A 21,048-nucleotide genomic window follows, 5' to 3' on the forward strand; every position below is an offset into this window, starting at 1 on the left:
GGGGCGGCGTGTCGCACCCCGGCGGGCCTGTGTGGTCCTGGCCGGCTGCGGCGGAGCCCTGCACGTCGTAGTACGGCGGCGGGTGACCGGGCTGTCGCTGGTCCGCACCGCCCGGGGACGGGTGCAGGGGGTCAGGGATGCCACGGTGGGCGTCGTCCTGGGGCATCGTCGTCCTCCCGCGGTCGGTGCCTGTCGCGCCGAACGCTAGACGTGTGGCGCCCCCGGGAGTGGGCAGGCGCACCCGGGCGTCGGGCGACCCGCGGACGGTGCGGCCCAGGACTCCCGCACCTTCGACGCGATGAGGGGCCCCGGCGGGCACGGCCACGCAACCGGGTCGGCGGACGGGCGCTGCTCCCGGGATGCACCGCTGGCGACTGCGGGGGAGGGGCAACGGCGGCCCCCGGCGTGCGTCATCGGCGCGCAGCCAGGGGCGCGGGTGGCGCGGCCGGGCGTGTCACCCTCGGCGGCACTCCCGGCCGGGTGGCTCAGCCTCCTGCCTCCGCAGCCGTCGGCCGTCGCGCCGCGACCGACGACGCCTCCAGCATCGCGAGGACATAGCGGACGTGGACGTCGGCGAGTTCTGCGAGGGACAGTGGCCCGTCGGGGCGGTACCAGGTGGGCACCGCCGCGCAGACGGAGACGATCGCTCGGGTCGCGCCGTCCGGGTGCGGCGTGCGGAACTCCCCGGTGCGGACCCCGTCCACGATGACTCTGCGGAAGATGCTTTCGGTGGTGTCGCGCGCCTCGACGACCGCCAAACGGCCCTCGCCCCGCAGGTAGCGGAACTCGCTCAGGGCGAGCACCGCCGCCGTCTGGCACTCGCCGGAGAACGTCACGTACGCCCGGACGCCGGCGGCCATGCGCTCGGTCGCTCCCGGACCCGCCGTGTCGAGTTCCGCACGGATCCGCCGCAGCAACTCGTCGTTGGCGTCGCGCAGCAGGGCGACCAGGACGTCGGACTTGGACGAGAAGTGGTTGTAGAGGTTGGACAGGCTGGTCTCGGCGGCGCGGGCGATGTCCCGCATCGACGTCCCGTTGAAGCCGTCGCTGGCCATCAGGTCCAGCGCCGCGGCCAGGCAGCGCGCGCGGGCGCTCACCGGTCCCCCGCCGTCGTCATCTCGCCGTCCTGTCGAGCCGGGGCCTCAGGGCCCCGGACGTGCCGCGTCCCGCCATCCGCTCACTCCTCTGCGCGCGTGCTGCCCCGCCCCGCCGTCGCGGTGCGCCCCGCATCGAGCTCCACCAACCAGCCGTGGAGGAGGGCAGCGAAGTCATCGATCTCCTCCATGGGGTAGTGGCCGATGCCCTGCAGCACGGTCATCCCACCGTGCGGGATCTGCTCGGCAGTCCACACCACGTCGGCCACATCCAGCCACAGATCGTCGTCACCCACCACGAGGTGCGTCGGGCACGGGATGCGGTGCACCGACGCGCGCAGGTCGTGGGTCGCCCAGCCGAGCAGGTCGGACGTGGAGACCACCGGGTCCTCGCGCCGGTGCATGGTCGCGACGAGCTCGGCGCGCTCCGCGGGCATCCGGCGTCCCACGACGGCCAGGGTGCCGAAGTAGGTGCGGTCGCTCCTGCTGGGGGCGGCGGCGTCCTCCAGTTCGCGCCGCAGGCTGGACACGCTGGCTCGACTGTTCCTGGCGTCGGCCGCCATGGCGACGATCCCGGCCAGCCGGGCGCCGGCCCGTACACCCAGGTCCAGGGCGATCTTGCCGCCGATGGAGCAGCCGACCACGAAGGGTTCGTGGACCTCGAGGAGTTCCAGCAGCTCGAGGCACCACTCGGCGTAGTCGCCCAGGTCGCGTACCGGGCCCCCGATGGCCGGCTCCGAGCGCCCGTGGCCCGGGAGGTCCGGGACGATCACCCGGTGACCCAGCGCCGCCAGCCGTTCCGTCGTCCGCCGCCACTGGACCCCGCTCTGGCCCGCGGTGTGCAGGCAGAGGACGGGACGACCGCTCCCGCTCTGCTCGACGTACGCCAGGGCGCCGCGGACGGTGACGTAGCTCGCCCGGATCATCCCCGTCCTCCCGTCGCCAGCTCGCGAGCGGCGTCGATCAGCGCCATCAGTGCCTTGGACATCCGCAGGTACTCGTAGGCGTTGCCGGTCACGGTGAACGCGTCCCCGCTCATGGCCCTGCGGAAGAAGTCGTTGGACGGACCGGTGACCAGGTCCGTCCAGAGTCGCTCGGAGCCCTCGAGGGTGAAGGTGGCGCCCAGCGGAGTCCGTCCGGCGACCTCGATGACCCGTCCCCGGTAGACGCGCAGGTGCACCTCGTCCTTCCCGGCGCGGAGGCCGATGGTCCCGTCCCAGGTGGCCGTGGCCGACCGGAAGCCCTCATCGCCGGCCAGCCGTCGGGCCAGCGACTCCGCCCAGGGCCGGCTGCAGAAGGCCCGTTCCGCGGCGTCGGCGGCCCCGTCGGATCCCGGCCGCGCCGGCAGCAGGACCTCGATGGTCCCCTCCTGCACGGTGCGCCCCGCCCGGTCGTGCACCTGCAGATGCCACTGCACCGAGCCCGCGTCCTCGGCGGGGACCCGCCGGCACCGGGTCACGGTGAACGTCGCCTCGACCGGCTCGCCGACGGGCACGGGGGAGAGGTTCGACCAGTGCGTCTCCAGCACACGCAGCAGCGACGGGGGGAGGAGCCCACCGTCGGACGCGAGGGCGACGACCGTGGTCAGCCCGGCCGTGGGTGTGCGCCGAGCGGCGCGGTCGTCCGGGTCGGGAGGTCGACGGACTGAGCCGGCGCCGCGCTGGCCGACGGAGAAGTCCTCGTAGTACGGGCCCGTCGGCGTCGCGGTCGTGCTGTCGCGCTGCTGCGCCCCCACGCTCATGTGCGGCTGTCCCCTCGGGTGTGCGGTCCACCGGCCCGGCCGGTCGGCGGGGGCGGGGTGCCCTGGTCGTCCGCTCACGAAGAGGTGTCGATCTGGGGCGTACGAACGATCGTTCGTCCAAGGAAAGCGCCTGGCTCCCCGGTCGTCAAGGGGGTGCGGGCGGGCCGGGAGCGGATCGTCGCCAACCCCCTTGACGTGTGATCGCCCTCACTCGTACGTTACCGGAACGAACGATCGTTCGTGCAGCGAGGTCGCCCGATGGCCGGCCCACAGCCGGGACACCGATCCAGGACGGGAGAAGCACATGCGGGTGCAGGCACGGAACCGACTGGTCGCCACGGCGGCCGCGGTCGCGGCCACGGTCGTCGTGACGGGCTGCGGGACGAGCACCGGGTCCGAGGCAGGGTCCGCCGCCGCCGGCGGGGGCGGCGGTGAGGGGTACCCCTGCGACGCCGACGAGGTGACCATCGGCGGCCTCTGGGCGCAGAGCGGGCCCCAGGCGGCCTACGGCGAGTGGTTCGCCAACGGCACCGAGATGGCGGTCGAGGACGTCAACGCCGAGGGCGGGATCGGTGGGCAGACCCAAATCCGGCTCCAGGTCGAGGACACCCGCGCGCTCCCTGAGCCGGCCGTGGTGGCCTTCCAGGGCATGGTCGCGGACGGCATCCAGTACGTGCTGAGCTCCTTCTCCAGCCAGACGCTGGCCCTCGCGCCGATCGCGGCCAACGAGGAGGTCGTCCTCGTCAACGGGGGCGCGCAGAGCGACGCCCTGGGTGAGCAGGGGCCCTTCCTCTTCAACACCATCCCGCTCCTGCGCAACGAGAGCGCGGCGCTGGCCGAGAAGCTCTACGAGGACGGCGTCCGGAGCGCGGCGATCATCTACACCAGCGACGACGGCGGAGAGGCCGCTCGCGAGAACTTCGAGGCGGCCTTCACCGAGCTGGGCGGAGAGATCGCCGGTGTCGAGAGTGCCGAGTTCGGCGGGACCGACTTCCGCTCGCAGCTGACCAAGCTGCGCTCGACCGACCCCGAGGTGCTGCTGCTCGGCGCGTTCGGCCAGGACTCGAACAACATCATCAGCCAGGTCCGCGAGATCGGCTGGGACGTGCCGCTGGCCAACACCTCCTGGGTGGCCATCCCGGCCGTGCTGGAGAACCCCGCGGCCGAGGGGCTGCGGCTCACCACCATCCCGTTCGAGCCGAGCGAGGAGTTCCAGCAGGAGTACCAGGAGAAGTACGGCGAGGCCCCCGAGAGCGCGTTCATCGGCAACTACTACGACGGGGTCACGATCTTCGCCGAGGCGTTCCAGCACGTGTGCGACTCCGGTGCCGAGACGGTGAGCGGCGCCGCGCTGGCGGACGCCATCCGAGAGATCGGCACGTTCGACTCCGTCTACGGCTCCGAGCTGACCTTCGAGGAGGGCACGGCCAGCCGCCCCATCGACCTCGCCGTCATCGAGGGCGGCGCCGTCAGGCCGGTCGGGTAACCGGCCGCGGCCCGGCCGGTTCGCCGCACGCCTCAATGGAGGAGACGCATGGACCTCTTCGTCCAGTTGCTGCTCAACGGGCTCGTCGCAGGCAGCCTGTACGCGCTCGTCGCGGTCGGTTTCGCGCTCATCTTCGCGGCGACCCGGCACTTCCACATCGCCCACGCCGCGGTCTTCGCCGCCGGCGGCTACCTCGCCTACTTCCTGGCCGACTTCCTCCCCGTCGGGCCGGCCGTGGCCGTCGCGGTGCTGCTGTCGGTGGTCCTGGGCGTGGTGCTGGTGACGCTCCTCTACCGGCCGTTGGAACGGCGGGGCGGGGCGGGCTTCGTGCTGTTCCTCGTCTCCCTGGGAGCACTCATCGTGATCGACAACATCTTCACGGTGGGGCTCGGGGCCCAGCCGGCCCGCCTCGCGGCGGGGAGCTGGTTCACCACGACCGTCGACATCGGGCAGTGGTCCCTGATCGCCGGTCAGGTGGCGCTCATCGTGCTGGCCTTCGCGCTCTTCGGCGGGCTGGTCACGTTGCTCGCCAGGACCCGGATGGGCAAGCTCGTCCAGGCGTTCTCCGGCAACCCGGAGTTCGTCCAGATCGTCGGCCGCAAGCCGCAGGTGGTCCTCGTGGTCGTCTACGCGCTGGGATCGCTGCTCGCCGCGGTGGCCGGGGTCTACGTGGCCGCGGACACCGGCATGCAGCCCGGCCTCGGCGAGACCTTCTTCATCGTCTCGGTCATGGCCGTGATCATCGGCGGCATCGGGAGCATCACGGGGGCGTTCGTCGCGGCGATGCTCCTCGGCCTGCTGCAGAACGTGCTGCTCCTGGTCATGGGCGCCGAGTGGACGCTCGCCGCCATCTTCGTCCTCTTCCTCGTGCTCATCACGGTGAGCCCTGAGGGGCTGGCGAGGATCGATCTGCGGAGGGCCCGGACCCTGGCATGAACGAGTACATCCTCTCGATCGCGACGCTGATCGCGATCTACGCAATCCTCTCCGTCTCGCTGAGCCTGCTGGTGGGGCACACGGGCATCTTCTCGATGGCGCACGCGGCACTGTTCGGCGTCGGTGCGTACACGTACGCCGTGCTGACCGTCCAGCTCGGCTGGGGTCCCGGTCCGGCGCTCGTGGTGGCCCTCCTGCTCGCGGCGCTGGCCGGTGCGGTGATGGCCATCCCGTCGCTGCGGGTCTCCGGCGACTACTTCCTCGTGGCGTCGTTCGCGCTGCAGGTCGTCGCGGGCAGCGTCTTCGAGAACTGGACGTCGGTCACCGGTGGCACCGGCGGGATCCCCGGGATCCAGCGGCCCACCATCGGGCCGCTGGACTTCGGTGACAACACCGCCTTCCTCGGCCTCGCCGTGGCCGTGGCGGTGCTGGTGGTGGCCGTCTCGCTGTGGCTCGTCCGCTCGCCCTACGGGCGGATGCTGCACGTGGTCCGGGACGACGAGGTCGTCGCCGCGACGCTCGGCAAGCCGGTCCGCTTCGCCAAGGTCTCGGTCACCGTCCTGTCCGGTGCCTTCGCCGGTCTCGCCGGCGTGCTCTACGCCCAGTACCTGCTGTACCTGAGCCCCGGCACGTTCGAGGTCGCCACGTCCGTCTCGATCATCACGATGGTCGTCCTGGGCGGCATGACCTCGGTGGCGGGCTCGGTCATCGGAGCCGCCGTCATCGTCCTCATCCCGCAGGGCCTGCGGCAGCTCGACATCGCCAGTTCCGTGGCCGGGCCGCTCGAGCAGGTCTTCTTCGGCCTGCTGCTGGTCCTGCTGATGTTCGTCCGGCCCCAGGGACTGCTGGGCGGGTCCCGGCGGCGCCCGCGGCCGGCGACGGACGACGTCGGCGACGCTGCGAGGGGGGAGACGGTCCATGCTGCTTGAGGTCGAGGACGTCTCGAAGAGCTTCGGTGGCCTGCAGGCGGTCAAGAACGCCACCTTCGAGGTCCCCGAGGCCCAGGTCACCGGACTGGTCGGCCCGAACGGCGCCGGCAAGACCACGGTGTTCAACATGATCTCGGGGACCATCCGGGCCGACGCCGGGTCCATCCGGTACCGGGACACGGAGATCACCGGCCTGTCGCCCCAGGCCCGCATCGGCCGCGGGATCGCGCGCTCGTTCCAGGACGTGCGCCTGCTGCCGAAACTCACCGTCCTGGAGAACGTCGTGGTCGGCGTCCAGGGCCAGCCCGGCGAGCGGCTGCGGAACGTGTTCACCCGCCCCTGGCACAGCCTCCGCAGCGAGCAGGCGAGCCGCCGGCGGGCGGCCCAGTGCCTGGACTACGTGGGCATGCCGGCCTCGGTCCACCACGAGCTGGCGGGGAGTCTGTCCTACGGGGAGCAGAAACTGGTCGCGATCGCCCGGCTGCTCGCCACGGGTGCCGACCTGCTCCTGCTCGACGAGCCGACCTCCGGTCTGGACGAGGGATCCCTCGACGAGTTCCGCGCGGTGCTGCGGCGGCTGATCTCCGAGGGCCGCACCGTGCTGCTCGTCGAGCACAACATGCTGCTGGTGCGAGAGCTGTGCGACCGGGCGGTGTTCCTGAGCACCGGGGAGGTGCTGGCCGTCGACACCCCCAGCCGGCTGATGGAGAACGAGGAGCTGCGCGATGTCTACTTCGGTGCCTGACGGGGGCGTCTCGGTGCCTGGCCGTGGCGCTGCCCCGGTCGCGCGACCGTCGTCCGCCACGCCCGTGCTGCTGCGTCTCGCCGACGTGCACGCCGAGGTGGCCGGCCAGCCGGTGCTGCGCGGCATCTCCCTGGACGTGGCGGAAGGGGAGTTCATCGCCGTGCTCGGGCACAACGGCGCCGGCAAGAGCACGCTGCTGCGCACCGTCCTCGGCCTGGTGCCGGCGCGCCGCGGCCGGATCTGGCTCGGGGAGGACGACATCACCCGCACCGCGACACCGCAGATCGTGCGGAAGGGGGTGAGCCTGGTCCCGCAGCAGCGTGGCTACTTCGAGAACCTCTCCGTCGCCGACAACCTCGCCTTCGGTGCCCGCGCGGACGGCCGGATCGGCCTGGACGAGATCCACGAGCTCTTCCCGGTCATGCGGGAGCGGCGGGCACAGCTGGTCGGCACGATGAGCGGCGGGCAGCGGCAGATGGTCGCCATCTCGATCGCGCTCATGTCCAGCCCGCGCCTGCTGATGCTCGACGAGCCTTCGGTGGGGCTGCAGCCGAACCTGGTTGCGCGGGTCATGGAGGTCGCCACGCACGTGAACACGGAGCTCGGCATCACCGTGGTGCTGGTGGAGCAGAACATCGAGAAGGTGCTGCAGGTGGCGCGGCGGGTGGTCGTCATCAACCAGGGCCTCGTGCAACTCGACGAGCCCGTGGCCGAGGTGACTGCGGACCGCATCTGGCAGCTGCTGTGAGCACGGCGGTGCGCAGCGGTGCGGCCGGCGAGGTCCCGCACGAGGCGACCTTCCCCGCGATGCTGGAGTGGCTCGCCGCCGAGCACGGCGCCGTGACCTGCCTGGTCGATGGGGACCGCGCGACGTCCTTCGCCGAGCTCGACGACAGGTCGCGGCGGCTGGCCGCCGGGCTGGCCACGCTCGGTGTCCGGCGAGGTGACGTGGTGGCCGCCTGGCTGCCCAACGGCACCGCGTGGGTGGAGCTGCAGTTCGCCGCCGCACGCCTGGGCGCCGTCGTCCTGAGCGTGAACACCAAGCTGCGCTCGCACGACGTCGGCCAGTTGCTGCGACAGGGCCGGGCCGACGTGCTGGCGCTCTGGCCGTCCTTCCACGGGATCGACTTCCTGGACGTGCTGGGCCACCTCGCGGAGGACCCGCCCGGCTGGCTGCGTCACGTGCTGCTCGTCGGTGATCCCGTGGACCCCGACCGGGTCCCGCCGGGGATCCGTTCCCTGGCCCGCCCGTACGCGGAGCTGTTCGGGTCCGGCCGGCACGAGCAGTCGGCAGCCGCGCCCGACCTGCTGGTCAACACCTTCACGTCCTCGGGCACCACGTCCGCCCCCAAGCTCGTGGGCCACGTCCACCGGGCGCTGGTCGGGCACGCGCACGCGGTGGCGGACGCCTTCGGCTACCGGGCGCCCGACGCCGTGGTGCTGGGCATGCTGCCGTTCGCCGGCGTCTTCGGGTTCAACACGCTCATCGCGGCCCTGGCGGCAGGTCGCCCGCTCGTCGTCCAGGCGTTGTTCGACGGGCAGGAGGCGACCGGGCTGATCGAGCGGCACCGGGTCACGCACACCACCGGTGCCGACGAGATGCTGCGCCGGATCCTGGCGGCCGGCGATCCGCCCGAGCGCATCGGCTCCCTGCGGGAGGCGGCCTTCGCGAGCTTCGGCGGCGACCCGCACGCCCTCGTCACCGCCGCCGAGGCCCGCGGGATGACGTTCTTCCAGACCTACGGATCCAGCGAGGTGCAGGCGCTGATGTGCTACCCGCCGCCCGGCGCGGACGTCGAGCGGCGCAGCCTCGGCGGCGGCGTGCCGGTGCACCCCGGGATCTCGGTGCGGATCCGCGACACCACGACCGGTGAGCTCGTGGCCGAGGGCGGGGGCGAGGGCGAGATCGAGATCGCTGGGCCGAACGTGAGCGGGGGCTACCTCCACCAGCCCGACGCCACCGCCGCGAGTCGCACCGACGACGGGTACTTCCGGACCGGCGACCTCGGGCGGCTGCGGCCGGGTCGGGACATGGTCTACCTCGCCCGGCTGGGTGACGCGCTGCGGCTGGGTGGCTACCTGGTCGCGCCCGTGGAGATCGAGTCCTACCTGGAGACCCTGCCCGGTGTCGGGACGGCGCAGGTGGTCGGCGTGCGCCGGCCGGAGGGCGACGTCGCCGTCGGGTTCGTGGTGGGCGACAGGTCCCACGCCCTCGCCGAGGAGGAGCTCATCGCCTCCTGCCGCGCCGAGTTGGCCAGGTTCAAGGTGCCGCGCCGGATCCTCGTCGTGGACGGGTTCCCGACGACCCGGAGCGCCAACGGCGACAAGATCCAGCGCGTGCGCCTGCGGGAGACGGCGGCCGCGGTGCTCGACCAGGAGGTGTCGCGGTGACGTCGATGCGCGCCATCCGTATGCACGCGTTCGGCGGACCCGAGGTGCTGGTCGAGGAACGGGTCCCCCTCCCGACCCCCGAGCTCGGGCAGCTGGTGATCGAGGTCGCCTACTGCGGGATCTGCCGCCACGACCTGCTCACCCGCGCCGGGGCGTTCCCGGCAATCTCGCTGCCGTTGACGCTCGGGCACCAGGTGAGTGGCCGGGTGGTCGAGGTCGGCCCAGAGGTCGAGGGGTTCGCCGTCGGCGACCGGGTCATGACGATGATCTACACCGGCTGCGGCGCCTGCCCGAGCTGTCAGGCCGGCAACGACGCCCTCTGCGTCCGGACCCGGCCGCAGTTCCTCGGGGAGGACCGCGACGGCGGGTACGCCCAGTTCGTCGCCGTCGAGGCCCGGGTGACCGTGCCGTTGCCGGACGCCGTGTCGCTGCCCGAGGCGGCCATCGCCACCTGCACCCTGGGCACCGCTTACCACGCCATCGCCACCCGCGGCGCGCTCCAGGCCGGTGAGACCGTGGCGATCACGGGTGCCAGCGGCGGGGTCGGCGTCCACGCCGTCCGCATCGCGCGCATGCTCGGCGCGACGGTCGTCGGCATCGTGTCGAGCGAGGAGAAGGCGCGGCCGGTCGAGGAGGCCGGTGCCGACCACGTCCTGGTGTCACCGACGCGCACCTTCGCCCGGGAGCTCCGCGGCCGGCTGGGCCGCCAGGTGGACCTGGTGGCCGACGTCGTCGGCGCGCCCACCCTCCGCGAGTCCCTGCACGCCGTCCGGCCCGGTGGCCGGATCGTCGTCGTGGGCAACGTCGAGGGCAAGGAGGTCTCGATCCCGCCCGCGTACCTGATCCTCAAGGAGGTCGCCCTGCTCGGGACCAAGTCCTGCACCACTGGCGAGATGACCGCGCTGCTCGACGCCGTGGCGAGCGGGGAGCTGACGGCCGAGGTGACCGACGTCGTGCTGCTCTCCGACGCCCGTGGAGTGCACGAGGACATGGAAGCGGGACGCGGCAGCGGCCGCTCCGTCCTGGCGGTGGCCGGTGGCTGACCCGACCGGGGAGATCGGCCCCACCCGTCAGTACCTGGACGCCCTGCGCGAGGGCCGGCTGGTCTACCAGCGGTGCGAGCAGTGCAGCGCGGCGGTCTTCCCGCCGCGGGTGCTGTGCCCGGTCTGCAGCGCCGACGTGCTGGCCTGGCAGCCCAGCGAGGGCGCGGGCACGGTCTACTCGGCCAGCACGCTCACCCCTCGGGACGAAGACCCCTACACCGTCGTCCTCGTGGACCTGGACGAGGGCTTCCGGGCGATGAGTGCGGTGGCCGGGACGACCGCACCGATCGGTTCGCGGGTGCGGCTGACGGCCCGGCCGGCGGACGACGCCACGGGCGAGCCGCGGCTGGTCGCCGTCCTCGACGGGGTGCGGGATGGGTGAGCTGCGGAGCCGCGCGGCGGTCGTCGGCGTCGGCGAGGACGGCATCGGCCTGGCGGTGCCGGGCAGCACGCCGCTGGACCTGGTGGCCCGCGCGACCCGGGTGGCGCTCGACGACGCGGGGCTGGCGATGTCTGACGTCGACGGCCTGTTCACGGCCTCGGCGTACTACCAGCTCCCGGCGCTGAACACCGGCGAGTACCTCGGGCTCCGGCCGCGCTACACCGACAGCACGGCGCTCGGCGGGAGCTCGTTCGTGGCCCACGTGGGCCACGCGGCGGCCGCCATCGCCGCCGGGCTGTGCGACGTCGCGCTCGTCGTCTACGGCAGCACCCAGCGGTCGGACTCGGGCCGGCTGGTCTCCCAGTCCGAGGCGTCGCCGCACGAGCGCCCGTACCGGCCCCGGTACCCGGTGACCTCCTACGCGCTGGCCGCCGCCCGGCACATGTACGAGTTCGGCACCACCCGCGAGCAGCTGGCCGCGGTCGCCGTGGCGGCCCGGCAGTGGGCGCAGCTGAACCCGGCGGCGTTCGCCCGCGACCCGCTGACCGTGGACGAGGTGCTCTCGTCGAGGACGGTGTCCTCGCCGCTGACCGTGCGCGACTGCTGCCTGGTCACCGACGGAGGCGGCGCACTGCTCGTCACGTCGACGGAACGGGCCGCCGACCTGCGCCGGCCCCCGGTGCACCTGCTGGGGTACGGCGAGGCGCAGTGGCACCGGAACATCACCCACATGCCGGACCTCACGGTCACCGCGGCCGTGGACTCCGGCCGCCGGGCCTATGAGCAGGCCGGGCTCTCGCCGTCGGACGTCGACCTGCTCGAGCTCTACGACGCCTTCACCATCAACCCGATCCTCTTCCTGGAGGACCTCGGTTTCTGCGCGAAGGGCGAGGGCGGTGAGCTCGTCGCCTCCGGCGCCATCGCGCCCGGGGGCGGGCTGCCGGTGAACACCAACGGCGGGGGCCTGTCCTGCTGCCACCCCGGCATGTACGGGATCTTCGCGTTGATCGAGGCGGTGCGGCAGCTCCGTGGCGAGGCGGGGGAGCGGCAGGTACCCGGTGACGTGGCCCTCGTCCACGGCAACGGTGGCGTCCTGTCCAGCCAGGTGACCGCCATCTTCGGCACCTCCGCCACCCAGTGACAGGGAGGATCTGCAGTGAGCCTGTTCTACGACGACCTCGAGGTCGGCCAGGTGCTCCGCACGCCGGCGCGGACGGTCACCGAGACGGACCTGGTGACGTTCTCCATGGTGTCCGGTGACTGGGCGGCCATCCACAGCGACGCGGAGTTCGCCCGCAGCACCTTCTACGGGCAGCGCGTCGTGCACGGGCTGTTCGGTCTGTCGATGCTGACCGGTCTGCTGGAGCGTGCCGGGTGGTTCAGCGAGTCGGCGCTCGCGATGCTCGACATCGAGCGGTGGGCCTTCGCGAGCCCGATCTTCCTCGGCGACACCCTGCGCGGGGAGATGGAGATCCTGTCCAAGCGCGTCACGAGCAGCGGGGACCGCGGGATCGTGGGGCGCCGGTTCACGCTGGTCAACCAGCGTGACGAGGTGGTGCAGACCGGCGACGTCGGCATGATGATCAAGATGGCGCCGGACGTGACGGCGTGAGGCTGCCCGAGGGTCGCGACGCGGTCGGCGGCGGTGCGCGGAGCACCAGCCGGCCGCTCGCCGAGCACGGTGCCCGCGTCGTGGCCGCCGATCCGGACGCCGACGCGGCGCAGGCCGCCGTCGCCAGGGCCGCGGTGGCCGCCTGCCGGGAGTCGAGCTCGGTCGACGAGGTGGTCCTCACCTGCGATCCCTCCGGCCACCTCACCGCTAGGGTCCTCCAGGTCACCGGCGGGCGGTTCACGTGATCGGCTTCGACCTCGACGACGAGCACCGCGACCTGCAGGAGCGGGCCCGCCAGGTCGCGGATGCCGTCCGCCCCCTGGCCCGGCGGTGGGACGAGGACGAGGTCTTCCCGGAGGCCTCGCTCGACGTCCTGCGGTCGTCGGGCCTGCTGGGACTGACCGTGCCGGTCGAGCACGGCGGCCACGGCAAGGGGGTGTTCGAGGCCTGCCTGGTGCTGGAGGAGATCGCGGCCGGCTGCATGGCCACGGCGATCGTGGCCCAGATGTTCCTCAACGGCCCGCCCCGGGCGCTGGCCGTCGTGGGCACCGCCGAGCAGCAGGCCCGGCTGCTGCCCGGCGTCGGCCGGGGCGAGCGGTACTTCGCGATCGCGATGACCGAGCCCGGCGCAGGCTCCAGTGGCACCGAGCTCGTCACCCGGCTGACCCGCGGCGCGGACGGCGTGCTGCGGCTGACCGGGACCAAGTGCTACATCACGGGGGGAGACCGCGCCGACACGCTGCTGGTTTTCTGCCGGGCGGCCGGCTCGTCGGGCGCCCGCGGCATCGGTGCGGTCGTGGTGGAGCGCGGGCAGCCGGGCTTCGACGTCGTCGAGACGTCGCCGAAGATGGGCAGCCGCGGCGTCGCCGAGGCCACCCTCCGCTTCGAGGGCGTCGAGATCGACGGCGCCCAGGTCGTGGTCCCACCGGACCCGGACTCGACGGCCGGCGCCCGGCTCCTGCTGCGCCAGTTCAACCCCGAGCGGTGCGGCAACGCGGCGATGTGCCTCGGGGTGGCGCGAGCCGCGCTGGAGGACTCGGTCGCCTACACCGCCCAGCGGGAACAGTTCGGCCGCCCGATCGTCGAGTTCCAGGGCCTGCAGTGGAAGCTCGCCGACATGGCGGTCCGCCTCGAGACCGCCCGGCTGGCGCTGTGGCGGGCCGCGGTCTCGACCGAGGACGGTTTCCCGGCGCTGCGGCACACGGCGGTGGCCAAGCTCGTCGCGAACGAGGCGGCGCAGTTCGTCACGAACGAGGCGATCCAGCTGCACGGCCACCGCGGCTACACCCGGGACGTGCCCGTCGAGCGGTACTTCCGCGACGTCCGCGGCATGGCGCTGGCCGGCGGCACGTCGGAGGTCCTGCGGAACATCATCGCCGAGCAGGTGACCGGCCGACGGTTCGCGCAGCGCCCGGCAGGCGCGCCGTGACCGGGGTGCACGGCCGGGTCGGTGACGACGGGGTCGCCGTCGTCACCATCGACCGGCCGCAGGCCCGCAACGCCCTGGACTGGGACGCCTGGGAGTCGCTGGGACGCCTCGTGGCCGAGCTCGACCGAGACGACGTCCGCGCCGTGGTGCTCACCGGCGGGGACCGGTGGTTCTCCGCCGGCGGCGACGTGACCTCGATGGGATCCCGGCAGGGGAGCGGGGTGACCGGGCCCGCAGCCCGCGTCCGGCTGGCGCACCGCGTCGTCCGTGCGTTGACGGGGTGCCGTGCGCCGGTGGTAGCCGCGGTGGAGGGGTTCGCCATTGGCGCCGCCTGGGGGCTGGTGCTCGCCTGCGACCTGGTCGTGGCCAGCCGTGAGGCGTTCTTCCTCGCCCCGTTCGCCCAGCGCGCCCTCGTCGCCGACGCCGGCCTGGCGTGGTCGCTGTCCCGGCACGTCGGACACCAGCGCGCCGCGGAGCTGCTGCTCGTCGGCGCCCGCCTACCGGCGGTCCGGGCGCAGGAGCTGGGTCTGGTCAACCGGGTCGTGGAGCCGGGCGAGGCCGGGGAGCAGGCCCTGGAACTGGCCCGCGGGCTCGCCGCCGGGCCGGCGGATGCGGTTCAGCTGACCAAGGCGCTGCTCTGCCGGGCGCCCCAGCTGTCGCTCGACAGCTTCCTCGACGAGGAGCACGTCCACGTCGCCCTCAACGGTCACAGTCCCGACGTCGCCGAGGGACGGCAGACGTTCCTCGACAAGCGACCGCCCCGGTTCCGGTGACGGCGCTGACCGGCAGGAGGTGCACCCGATGACCGGGTCGGACCCGGCCGTCGGCCGGCCGCTGGCCGATCTGTCCGTCGTGGAGTTCGCGTCGTTCGTCGCGGGGCCGTCCGCGGGGATGGGGCTGGCCCAGCTCGGCGCGCTGGTCGTCCGCATCGACCCGCTGGGCGGCGGCAACGACCACCTCCGCTGGCCCCTGGCGGCCAACGGCGCGAGCCTCTACTGGGCGTCGTTGAACAAGGGCAAGCGCTCGGTCGCGGTCGACGTCCGGTCGGCGGCTGGACGGGAACTGGTGGCGGCGCTGGCCACCGCGGGCAGCGGGATCTTCCTCGACAACGCCGTGGGCCGGTCGTGGTTGTCCTATGAGGTGCTCTCGGCCCGGCGCGCCGACTTGGTCCACGTCCGCGTGCAGGGCCACCGGGACGGGCGGCCGGCCGTCGACTACACGGTGAACGCCGAGGTCGGCGTGCCCCACCTCACCGGGCCGGAGTCCATGGAGGCGCCGGTCAACCACGTGCTGCCCGCGTGGGACCTGCTCACCGGCGCCACCGCGGCGGTGGGGCTCCTGTCGGCGGTCCACGAGCGGTCGGTCACCGGCCGCGGTGCCCACCTGCAGATCGCGCTGGCCGACGTGGCGACGGCCGGGGTCGCCAACCTGGGGTGGCTGGCGGACGCCGAGCTGACCGGCCGGGACCGGCCGCGGCTCGGCAACCACGTCCACGGCAGCTTCGGCACCGATTTCACGACGGCCGACGGTCAGCGTGTGATGGTGGTGGCGCTCACCGAGAAGCAGTGGCACGCGCTGTGCCGGGTGACCTCCACCGAGGAGGTGTTCCGGGCGCTGGCGGTCGCGCTGGACGCCGACCTCGACAGCGAGTCCGAGCGGTACCGGCTGCGCGAGACGATCGCCGCGGTGCTGCGTCCGTGGTTCGCCACCCGGACGCTCGCCGAGCTGGCCGGCCGGCTCGACGTCGCCCGGGTGCTGTGGAGTCCCTACCGCACCCTCCGCCAGGCCGCCGCCAAGTACGCCTCGGACGAGGACCCGGTCGTGCGGCACGTCGACCAGCCCGGCATCGGCCGGATGCTGGCTGCCGGCTCGCCGCTGCGCTGGCCGGAGGGCAGCCTGCCGCCGCAGGCCGCTCCCCGCCTCGGGGCCGACACGGCGGAGGTGCTGTCCTCGCTCCTCGGGTTGACCGACGCCGAGCTCGGCCGACTGCTCGACGACGACGTCATCCGTCTCGCGGACCGGGGGACCGGGTGACCGACGAGAACCGGTCGGCGTCCGTGCCCGGCAGGCGCGAGGAGGAGCAGACGTGCGCGAGGCCATGGACACCACCTCGCTGCGGCTGTCCCCGGATCAGAACGAGGCGGCGCACGCAGGACTCCGGCTCGCGCCCTCCCGCCGGGCGGGAGGCGAGACCCGGACCTGCGCGGCCGGAGGATCCGGCCGGTGGCCCATACTCGCCGGTAACCCCGGACACCGGAGTCCCCGAGGAGCGTGCGATGACCCGCCTGGCGCAGACCGCCGACCTGACCGACGTCCAGCAGGAGATCCTCGCGACGGTCAGGACCTTCGTCGACAAGGAGATCATCCCGCACGCCCAGGAGTTGGAGCACGCCGACGCGTACCCGACCGACATCGTCGAGGGCCTCAAGGACCTGGGCATCTTCGGGTTGACGATCCCCGAGGAGCACGGCGGCCTGGGCGAGTCGCTGCTGACCTACGCGCTGGTGGTCGAGGAGATCGCCCGGGGCTGGATGAGCGTGTCGGGGGTGATCAACACCCACTTCATCGTGGCCTACATGGTCATGCAGCACGGCACGCCGGAGCAGAAGGAGCGGCTGCTGCCGCGGATGGCCGCCGGCGAGCTGCGCGGGGCGTTCTCCATGTCCGAGCCGGGGCTGGGCTCCGACGTCGCCGGCATCCGCACCAGGGCGGTGCCGCAGGACGACGGCGGGTACGTCGTCGACGGGCAGAAGATGTGGCTGACCAACGGGGCGAGCTCCACGCTGGTCGCCGCGCTGGTGCGCACCGACCTGGGGGCGCCCAAGGCCCACCAGAACCTGACCACCTTCCTGGTGGAGAAGCCGGCCGGCTTCGGCGAGGTCGTCCCGGGCCTCACCATCCCCGGCAAGATCGACAAGATGGGCTACAAGGGCGTGGACACCACCGAGCTGGTGTTCGACGGCTACCGGGCCTCCGCCGACGACGTGCTGGGTGGGACGCCGGGCCGCGGGTTCGCGCAGATGATGGACGGCGTCGAGGTCGGGCGGGTGAACGTCGCCGCCCGGGCGTGCGGCATCTCCATCCGCGCCTTCGAGCTGGCCATCGCCTACGCCCAGCAGCGGGAGACCTTCGGCAAGCCGATCGCCGAGCACCAGGCGATCGCCTTCCAGCTGGCGGAGATGGCGACCAAGGTCGAGGCCGCGCACGCGATGATGGTCAAGGCCGCGCGGCTCAAGGACGCCGGTGCGCGCAACGACGTCGAGGCCGGCATGGCCAAGCTGCTGGCCAGTGAGTACTGCGCGGAGGTGACCACCGCCTCCTTCCGGATCCACGGCGGCTATGGGTACTCCAAGGAGTACGAGATCGAGCGGCTGATGCGCGAGGCACCGTTCCTGCTCATCGGCGAGGGCACCAGCGAGATCCAGAAGACGATCATCAGCCGCGGGCTGCTCAAGGAGTACGCCCTCAAGCGCTGAGGGTGCGGGTGCACGGTGCTCGTGCGCTGCCCACCGTGGTGGGCAGAGCACGAGCGCGCGGGCAGCGGCCTCAGCCGGCGCTGTCGGCGGGCTCCTCGAAGGTCACCTCGACCTGCTGCACGCCGAGGGACCGCGCCAGGCCGGTGAGCATCCCCCGGGTGTTGTCCTCGGCCCGCTGCCGCAGGTCACTCGCGGCGGCCGCGGCGGCCAGCTGGTCCTCGGCCAGCGCGTAGAGCTCGCCGTCGTCGACCGGGTTGTCCCCCAGGGCGTCACCGACCCGCTCCACCAGCCCGCGGTCACGGTCCAGCACCCGGCTCTCGGCCGGGTCGATGCGCGGCTCGTCCACCCGCGGGGCGGGCAGCTCGAAGGTGGCCGACGTCCCGTCGGGGGAGAGGGTCACCCGGCCGGCGTCCAGCTCGGAGAGGTCGACGTAGGCGTCGGCGGTGCCGGTGGCCAGGAAGCTCACCCGCTCACCGCTGAGCAGCGACGGCACGTACCGGGTGTCGACCTCGCGCTCGACGACGACCTGGAAGGTGCCGGTGGCCGCGTGGTACTCCGCGAGGTCCTCCAGGGCCAGGAGCAGCGGCGGGGTGCTGTCGACGACGACGTCCTGCCCCGGCGGCTCGGGCACCCACCCGGCCACCCGGTCGGCCACCTGGAACCCGGCCGGCACCAGCACGGCCAGACTGATGCCCGCCGCGAGCAGCCGGCGGCGGACGCGCCGCCGGCGGCGCGGGGCGGGGTCTCCGAGGACGGGGTGCGGCGGCAGCAGCGTGGGCATGCGCGGCCTCTCAGGGCTCGGGGTCGGCGTGCGGTGCTCCCGGTGTACAGCGACCGGCGGTCCCGCGCCATTCCCGGGAGGCGGCGCGACGGCGCGTCGGCGAGGCTCGGGGGGTGCGAGCCGTCGGGGTGACCGCGTTCGGGGGGCCGGAGGCCCTGCACGTCGTCGACGTCCCGCCCGAGCCGCTGGGCCCGGGCCAGGTGCGCGTGCGGGTCACCGCGGCCGCGGTGAGCCCCACCGACACCCACCTGCGCGAGGGCGCCTACACCGGGCGCGACCCGGTGCAGCAGTTCCCCTACGTGCCCGGGATGGACGCCGCCGGGGTGCTCGCCGAGGTCGGCCCGGACACCGACACCGACCTGCGGGTGGGCGACCGGGTCATGGCGATCGTGGTGCCCTCCGGCGCGCACGGCGCCTACCGGGAGGACCTGGTGCTGCCGGTCGGGTCGGTGGTCCGGTCCCCGCAGGGCAGCACGGACGCCGAGGCCGCGACCCTGCCGATGAACGGGCTCACCGCGCGCCTGGCGCTGGACCTGATGGGCCTGCGGGCGGGCCAGGTGCTGGCGGTGACCGGCGCAGCCGGGGCGTTCGGCGGCTACGCCGTCCAGCTGGGGCGGGCCGACGGGCTGACCGTGGTCGCCGACGCGTCGGAGGCCGACGAGCAGCTGGTGCGCGACCTGGGCGCCCACGTCGTCGTCCGGCGGGGGGACGACGTCGCCGCGCGGATCCGGGAGGCGTTCCCCGACGGCGCCGACGGGCTGGCCGACGGCGCGGTGCAGGACGCGCTGGTGCTCCCCGCCGTGCGGGACGGCGGGGCGGTGGCCACCGTGCGCGGCTACCGGGGCGACGGGTCGGGCCGGGTCGCGGTGCACCCCACGCTGGTGCGGCGGGTCGCGCAGGACCGGGCGGCGCTCGACCGGCTGCGCGAGCAGGCCGAGCAGGGCGTGCTCACCCTCCGGGTCGCCCGGACGCTGCCCGCCGAGGACGCCGCCGAGGCGCACCGGCTGCTCGCCCGCGGCGGCGTCCGCGGGCGGCTGGTGCTCACCTTCTGAGGTCGCGGGGGCGGCCCCGCACCTGCCAGGGTGGGGGTGTCCCGGGCAGCACGGCCCGGCCCGGCGTGCGGAGGTCCAGCAGATGGTGCACAGGCTCGTCGTCAGCTACGGGCAGCCCGACGACCCGGCTGCGTTCGACGCGTACTACCGCGACACGCACACGCCGCTGGCCATGCGGATGCCCGGCCTGGTCCGGTACACCGTCGGCTCCCCGCAGGCGCTGGACCCCGCCCAGGCCACGCCGTACCTGGTGGCCGAGCTCGACTTCGACTCCGAGCAGGCGATGGGCGCGGCGTTCGGGTCCGCGGAGGGGAAGGCCGCGGCCGGTGACGTCGCCAACTTCGCCACCGGCGGCGCGACCATGACGCACTTCGAGGTGACCGAGGTCCCGGTCTCCCGGTGAACGGCGCCCAGGCACTCATCCGGACCCTCGTCGGCGCGGGCGTCGACGTCTGCTTCGCCAACCCCGGCACCTCGGAGATGCACTTCGTCGCCGCGCTGGACGACGTCCCCGAGATGCGCGGCGTCCTCACCCTGTTCGAGGGCGTGGCCACCGGCGCCGCCGACGGGTACGCCCGGATGGCCGGGCGGCCCGCGGCCACCCTGCTGCACCTGGGCCCGGGGATGGCCAACGGCCTGGCCAACCTGCACAACGCCCGCCGGGGCCGGGCGCCCCTGGTCAACGTGGTCGGCGACCACGCCCGCTCGCACAAGCGGCTGGACGCCCCGCTGGAGTCCGACCTCGACGGCATCGCCGGTGCGGTGTCGGGCTGGCTGCGCCGCTCGCTGACCCCCGAGGACGTCGCCGCCGACGCCGCGGAGGCGGTCGCTGCGTCCGCGCGGCGCGGCATCGCCACGCTGGTGCTGCCCGCCGACGTCTCCTGGTCCGACGGCGCCGCGCCGGCCGACCCCACGCCGGTGCGCCCCGCACCGCAGGTGGCGCCGTCGGTGGTCGACGACGTGGCCGCCGTCCTGGGCTCCGGCGAGCCCGTGGTGCTGTTCCTCGGCGGGGACGCCGTCGGCAGCGAGGACGCGCTGCTGGCCGCCGGCCGGGTCGCCGCGGCCACCGGCACCCGCCTGATGGCCGAGACCTTCTCCGCCCGGACGGTGCGCGGCGCCGGACTGCCCGACCTGCCCAAGCTGCCCTACCCGCCGGAGATGGCGATCGCCGCGCTGGCCGGCACCCGCCACCTGGTGCTGGCGGGGGCCACCTCGCCGGTGCACTTCTTCGGCTACCCCGGCGTGCCCGGCACCCCGGTGCCGGAGGACTGCACGGTGCACGTGCTGGCCGCCCCCGGGGAGGACGCCGCCACCGCGGTGCGGGCACTGGCCGAGGCCGCCGCGCCGGACGCCGAGCCGGAGCTGCTGGAGGCGTCCCGGCCCGAGCTGCCGACCGGCGAGCTGACCCCGCGGGCGGTGTCGGCCGTGGTCGGCGCCCTGCTGCCCGAGCGGGCCGTCGTCATCGACGAGGCGCTGACCTCCGGCGTGGGCCTGGCCGAGCTGACCTCCGGGGCGCCGCGGCACGACTGGCTGTCGCTGACCGGCGGGGCGATCGGCGACGGGCTGCCCATGGCCGTCGGCGCCGCGGTGGCCTGCCCGGACCGGCCGGTGCTCGCCCTGCAGGCCGACGGCAGCGCGATGTACACCCTCCAGGCGCTGTGGACGATGGCCCGCGAACAGCTCGACGTCACCGTGCTGCTGTACGACAACGGCTCCTACGCGATCCTGCAGCACGAGCTGTCCCGGGTGGGCGCGGCCGAGGACGGCAAGCGCGCCGGCGAGCTGCTGCACCTGGGCACCCCGTCGCTGGACTTCGTCGCGCTGGCCACCGGGATGGGCGTGCCGGCGACCCGCGCCACGACCGCCGGGGAGCTGGCCGACCAGCTGCGCGAGGCGCTGGCCGCGCCCGGCCCGCACCTGGTCCAGGCGGTCCTGCGCGGCTGACCCGGGG

The 21,048-nt window shown here is 73.8% G+C and carries 22 protein-coding genes; 18 read left to right on the forward strand and 4 right to left on the reverse strand.

Annotation, left to right across the window (positions count from 1 at the left end; all coding sequences use genetic code 11):
- Positions 1-485 precede the first annotated feature (485 nt).
- The 3 genes from RTG05_RS04955 to RTG05_RS04965 all read right to left on the reverse strand — a co-directional run bounded on the left by RTG05_RS04955 (position 486) and on the right by RTG05_RS04965 (position 2,835).
- Positions 486-1,097, reverse strand: coding sequence for a TetR/AcrR family transcriptional regulator (locus tag RTG05_RS04955; RefSeq protein ID WP_166527705.1), 612 nt, complete (start codon positions 1,095-1,097; stop codon positions 486-488).
- 80 nt (positions 1,098-1,177) lie between these two features.
- Complete coding sequence (locus tag RTG05_RS04960) at positions 1,178-2,020, reverse strand: alpha/beta fold hydrolase (protein WP_166527706.1); 843 nt, start codon at positions 2,018-2,020, stop codon at positions 1,178-1,180.
- Positions 2,017-2,835, reverse strand: a complete 819-nt coding sequence (locus tag RTG05_RS04965; RefSeq protein WP_166527707.1) for a hotdog family protein — start codon at positions 2,833-2,835, stop codon at positions 2,017-2,019. The genes RTG05_RS04960 and RTG05_RS04965 overlap by 4 nt, the downstream gene beginning before the upstream one ends.
- 310 nt (positions 2,836-3,145) lie before the next feature.
- Between RTG05_RS04965 and RTG05_RS04970 the strand changes: the two genes are divergently transcribed.
- The 15 genes from RTG05_RS04970 to RTG05_RS05040 all read left to right on the forward strand — a co-directional run bounded on the left by RTG05_RS04970 (position 3,146) and on the right by RTG05_RS05040 (position 17,264).
- Complete coding sequence (locus tag RTG05_RS04970; protein WP_166527708.1) at positions 3,146-4,321, forward strand: ABC transporter substrate-binding protein; 1,176 nt, start codon at positions 3,146-3,148, stop codon at positions 4,319-4,321.
- Positions 4,322-4,369: 48 nt separating this feature from the next.
- Positions 4,370-5,257 (forward strand): branched-chain amino acid ABC transporter permease, encoded by an 888-nt coding sequence (locus RTG05_RS04975; RefSeq protein ID WP_166527709.1) that lies wholly within the window; start codon positions 4,370-4,372, stop codon positions 5,255-5,257.
- Positions 5,254-6,186 carry a branched-chain amino acid ABC transporter permease gene (locus RTG05_RS04980; RefSeq protein WP_166527710.1) on the forward strand — a complete coding sequence of 311 codons (933 nt, stop codon included), beginning with the start codon at positions 5,254-5,256 and terminating at the stop codon, positions 6,184-6,186. Before RTG05_RS04975 ends, RTG05_RS04980 begins: the two co-directional genes overlap by 4 nt.
- Positions 6,176-6,931 carry an ABC transporter ATP-binding protein gene (locus tag RTG05_RS04985; protein WP_166527711.1) on the forward strand — a complete coding sequence of 252 codons (756 nt, stop codon included), beginning with the start codon at positions 6,176-6,178 and terminating at the stop codon, positions 6,929-6,931. The genes RTG05_RS04980 and RTG05_RS04985 overlap by 11 nt, the downstream gene beginning before the upstream one ends.
- 64 nt (positions 6,932-6,995) lie before the next feature.
- On the forward strand, positions 6,996-7,679 hold the full coding sequence (locus RTG05_RS04990) for an ABC transporter ATP-binding protein (RefSeq protein ID WP_166527712.1): 684 nt from the start codon (positions 6,996-6,998) through the stop codon (positions 7,677-7,679).
- A complete protein-coding gene (locus RTG05_RS04995) occupies positions 7,676-9,322 on the forward strand; it encodes an AMP-binding protein (protein ID WP_166527713.1) in 1,647 nt (548 codons plus the stop codon). The genes RTG05_RS04990 and RTG05_RS04995 overlap by 4 nt, the downstream gene beginning before the upstream one ends.
- 5 nt (positions 9,323-9,327) lie before the next feature.
- Positions 9,328-10,365, forward strand: coding sequence for an alcohol dehydrogenase catalytic domain-containing protein (locus RTG05_RS05000; RefSeq protein ID WP_166527714.1), 1,038 nt, complete (start codon positions 9,328-9,330; stop codon positions 10,363-10,365).
- On the forward strand, positions 10,358-10,747 hold the full coding sequence (locus RTG05_RS05005) for a Zn-ribbon domain-containing OB-fold protein (RefSeq protein ID WP_166527715.1): 390 nt from the start codon (positions 10,358-10,360) through the stop codon (positions 10,745-10,747). The genes RTG05_RS05000 and RTG05_RS05005 overlap by 8 nt, the downstream gene beginning before the upstream one ends.
- Entirely contained in the window at positions 10,740-11,888 is a 1,149-nt protein-coding gene (locus tag RTG05_RS05010; protein ID WP_166527716.1) for an acetyl-CoA acetyltransferase, read from the forward strand. Before RTG05_RS05005 ends, RTG05_RS05010 begins: the two co-directional genes overlap by 8 nt.
- Before the next feature lie 15 nt (positions 11,889-11,903).
- Complete coding sequence (locus RTG05_RS05015) at positions 11,904-12,359, forward strand: MaoC/PaaZ C-terminal domain-containing protein (RefSeq protein ID WP_166527717.1); 456 nt, start codon at positions 11,904-11,906, stop codon at positions 12,357-12,359.
- Positions 12,356-12,604 carry a hypothetical protein gene (locus tag RTG05_RS05020; RefSeq protein ID WP_166527718.1) on the forward strand — a complete coding sequence of 83 codons (249 nt, stop codon included), beginning with the start codon at positions 12,356-12,358 and terminating at the stop codon, positions 12,602-12,604. Before RTG05_RS05015 ends, RTG05_RS05020 begins: the two co-directional genes overlap by 4 nt.
- A complete protein-coding gene (locus RTG05_RS05025; RefSeq protein WP_166527719.1) occupies positions 12,601-13,788 on the forward strand; it encodes an acyl-CoA dehydrogenase family protein in 1,188 nt (395 codons plus the stop codon). Before RTG05_RS05020 ends, RTG05_RS05025 begins: the two co-directional genes overlap by 4 nt.
- Positions 13,785-14,561, forward strand: coding sequence for an enoyl-CoA hydratase/isomerase family protein (locus RTG05_RS05030; RefSeq protein ID WP_166527720.1), 777 nt, complete (start codon positions 13,785-13,787; stop codon positions 14,559-14,561). Before RTG05_RS05025 ends, RTG05_RS05030 begins: the two co-directional genes overlap by 4 nt.
- Before the next feature lie 28 nt (positions 14,562-14,589).
- Positions 14,590-15,822, forward strand: a complete 1,233-nt coding sequence (locus RTG05_RS05035; RefSeq protein WP_166527721.1) for a CoA transferase — start codon at positions 14,590-14,592, stop codon at positions 15,820-15,822.
- 242 nt (positions 15,823-16,064) lie between these two features.
- A complete protein-coding gene (locus RTG05_RS05040) occupies positions 16,065-17,264 on the forward strand; it encodes an acyl-CoA dehydrogenase family protein (RefSeq protein WP_166527722.1) in 1,200 nt (399 codons plus the stop codon).
- Positions 17,265-17,334: 70 nt separating this feature from the next.
- Here the strand turns inward: RTG05_RS05040 and RTG05_RS05045 are convergent, their stop codons facing one another.
- Positions 17,335-18,045, reverse strand: coding sequence for a DUF4230 domain-containing protein (locus tag RTG05_RS05045; protein ID WP_166527723.1), 711 nt, complete (start codon positions 18,043-18,045; stop codon positions 17,335-17,337).
- Between the two features lie 113 nt (positions 18,046-18,158).
- Here RTG05_RS05045 and RTG05_RS05050 point away from each other — a divergent pair, with 113 nt between their 5' ends.
- The 3 genes from RTG05_RS05050 (at position 18,159) to RTG05_RS05060 (ending at position 21,041) form a co-directional block, all read left to right on the forward strand.
- Positions 18,159-19,097, forward strand: a complete 939-nt coding sequence (locus RTG05_RS05050; RefSeq protein WP_166527724.1) for an NADP-dependent oxidoreductase — start codon at positions 18,159-18,161, stop codon at positions 19,095-19,097.
- A gap of 82 nt (positions 19,098-19,179) precedes the next feature.
- On the forward strand, positions 19,180-19,500 hold the full coding sequence (locus RTG05_RS05055; RefSeq protein WP_208104801.1) for an EthD family reductase: 321 nt from the start codon (positions 19,180-19,182) through the stop codon (positions 19,498-19,500).
- The gene (locus RTG05_RS05060) at positions 19,497-21,041 is read left to right on the forward strand and encodes an acetolactate synthase large subunit (protein WP_166527725.1); all 1,545 of its coding nucleotides are present in this window, start codon (positions 19,497-19,499) and stop codon (positions 21,039-21,041) included. Before RTG05_RS05055 ends, RTG05_RS05060 begins: the two co-directional genes overlap by 4 nt.
- The last annotated feature ends 7 nt before the right edge of the window (positions 21,042-21,048 follow it).

Source organism: Geodermatophilus sp. DSM 44513 (assembly GCF_032460525.1).
Taxonomy (GTDB): Bacteria; Actinomycetota; Actinomycetes; order Mycobacteriales; family Geodermatophilaceae; genus Geodermatophilus.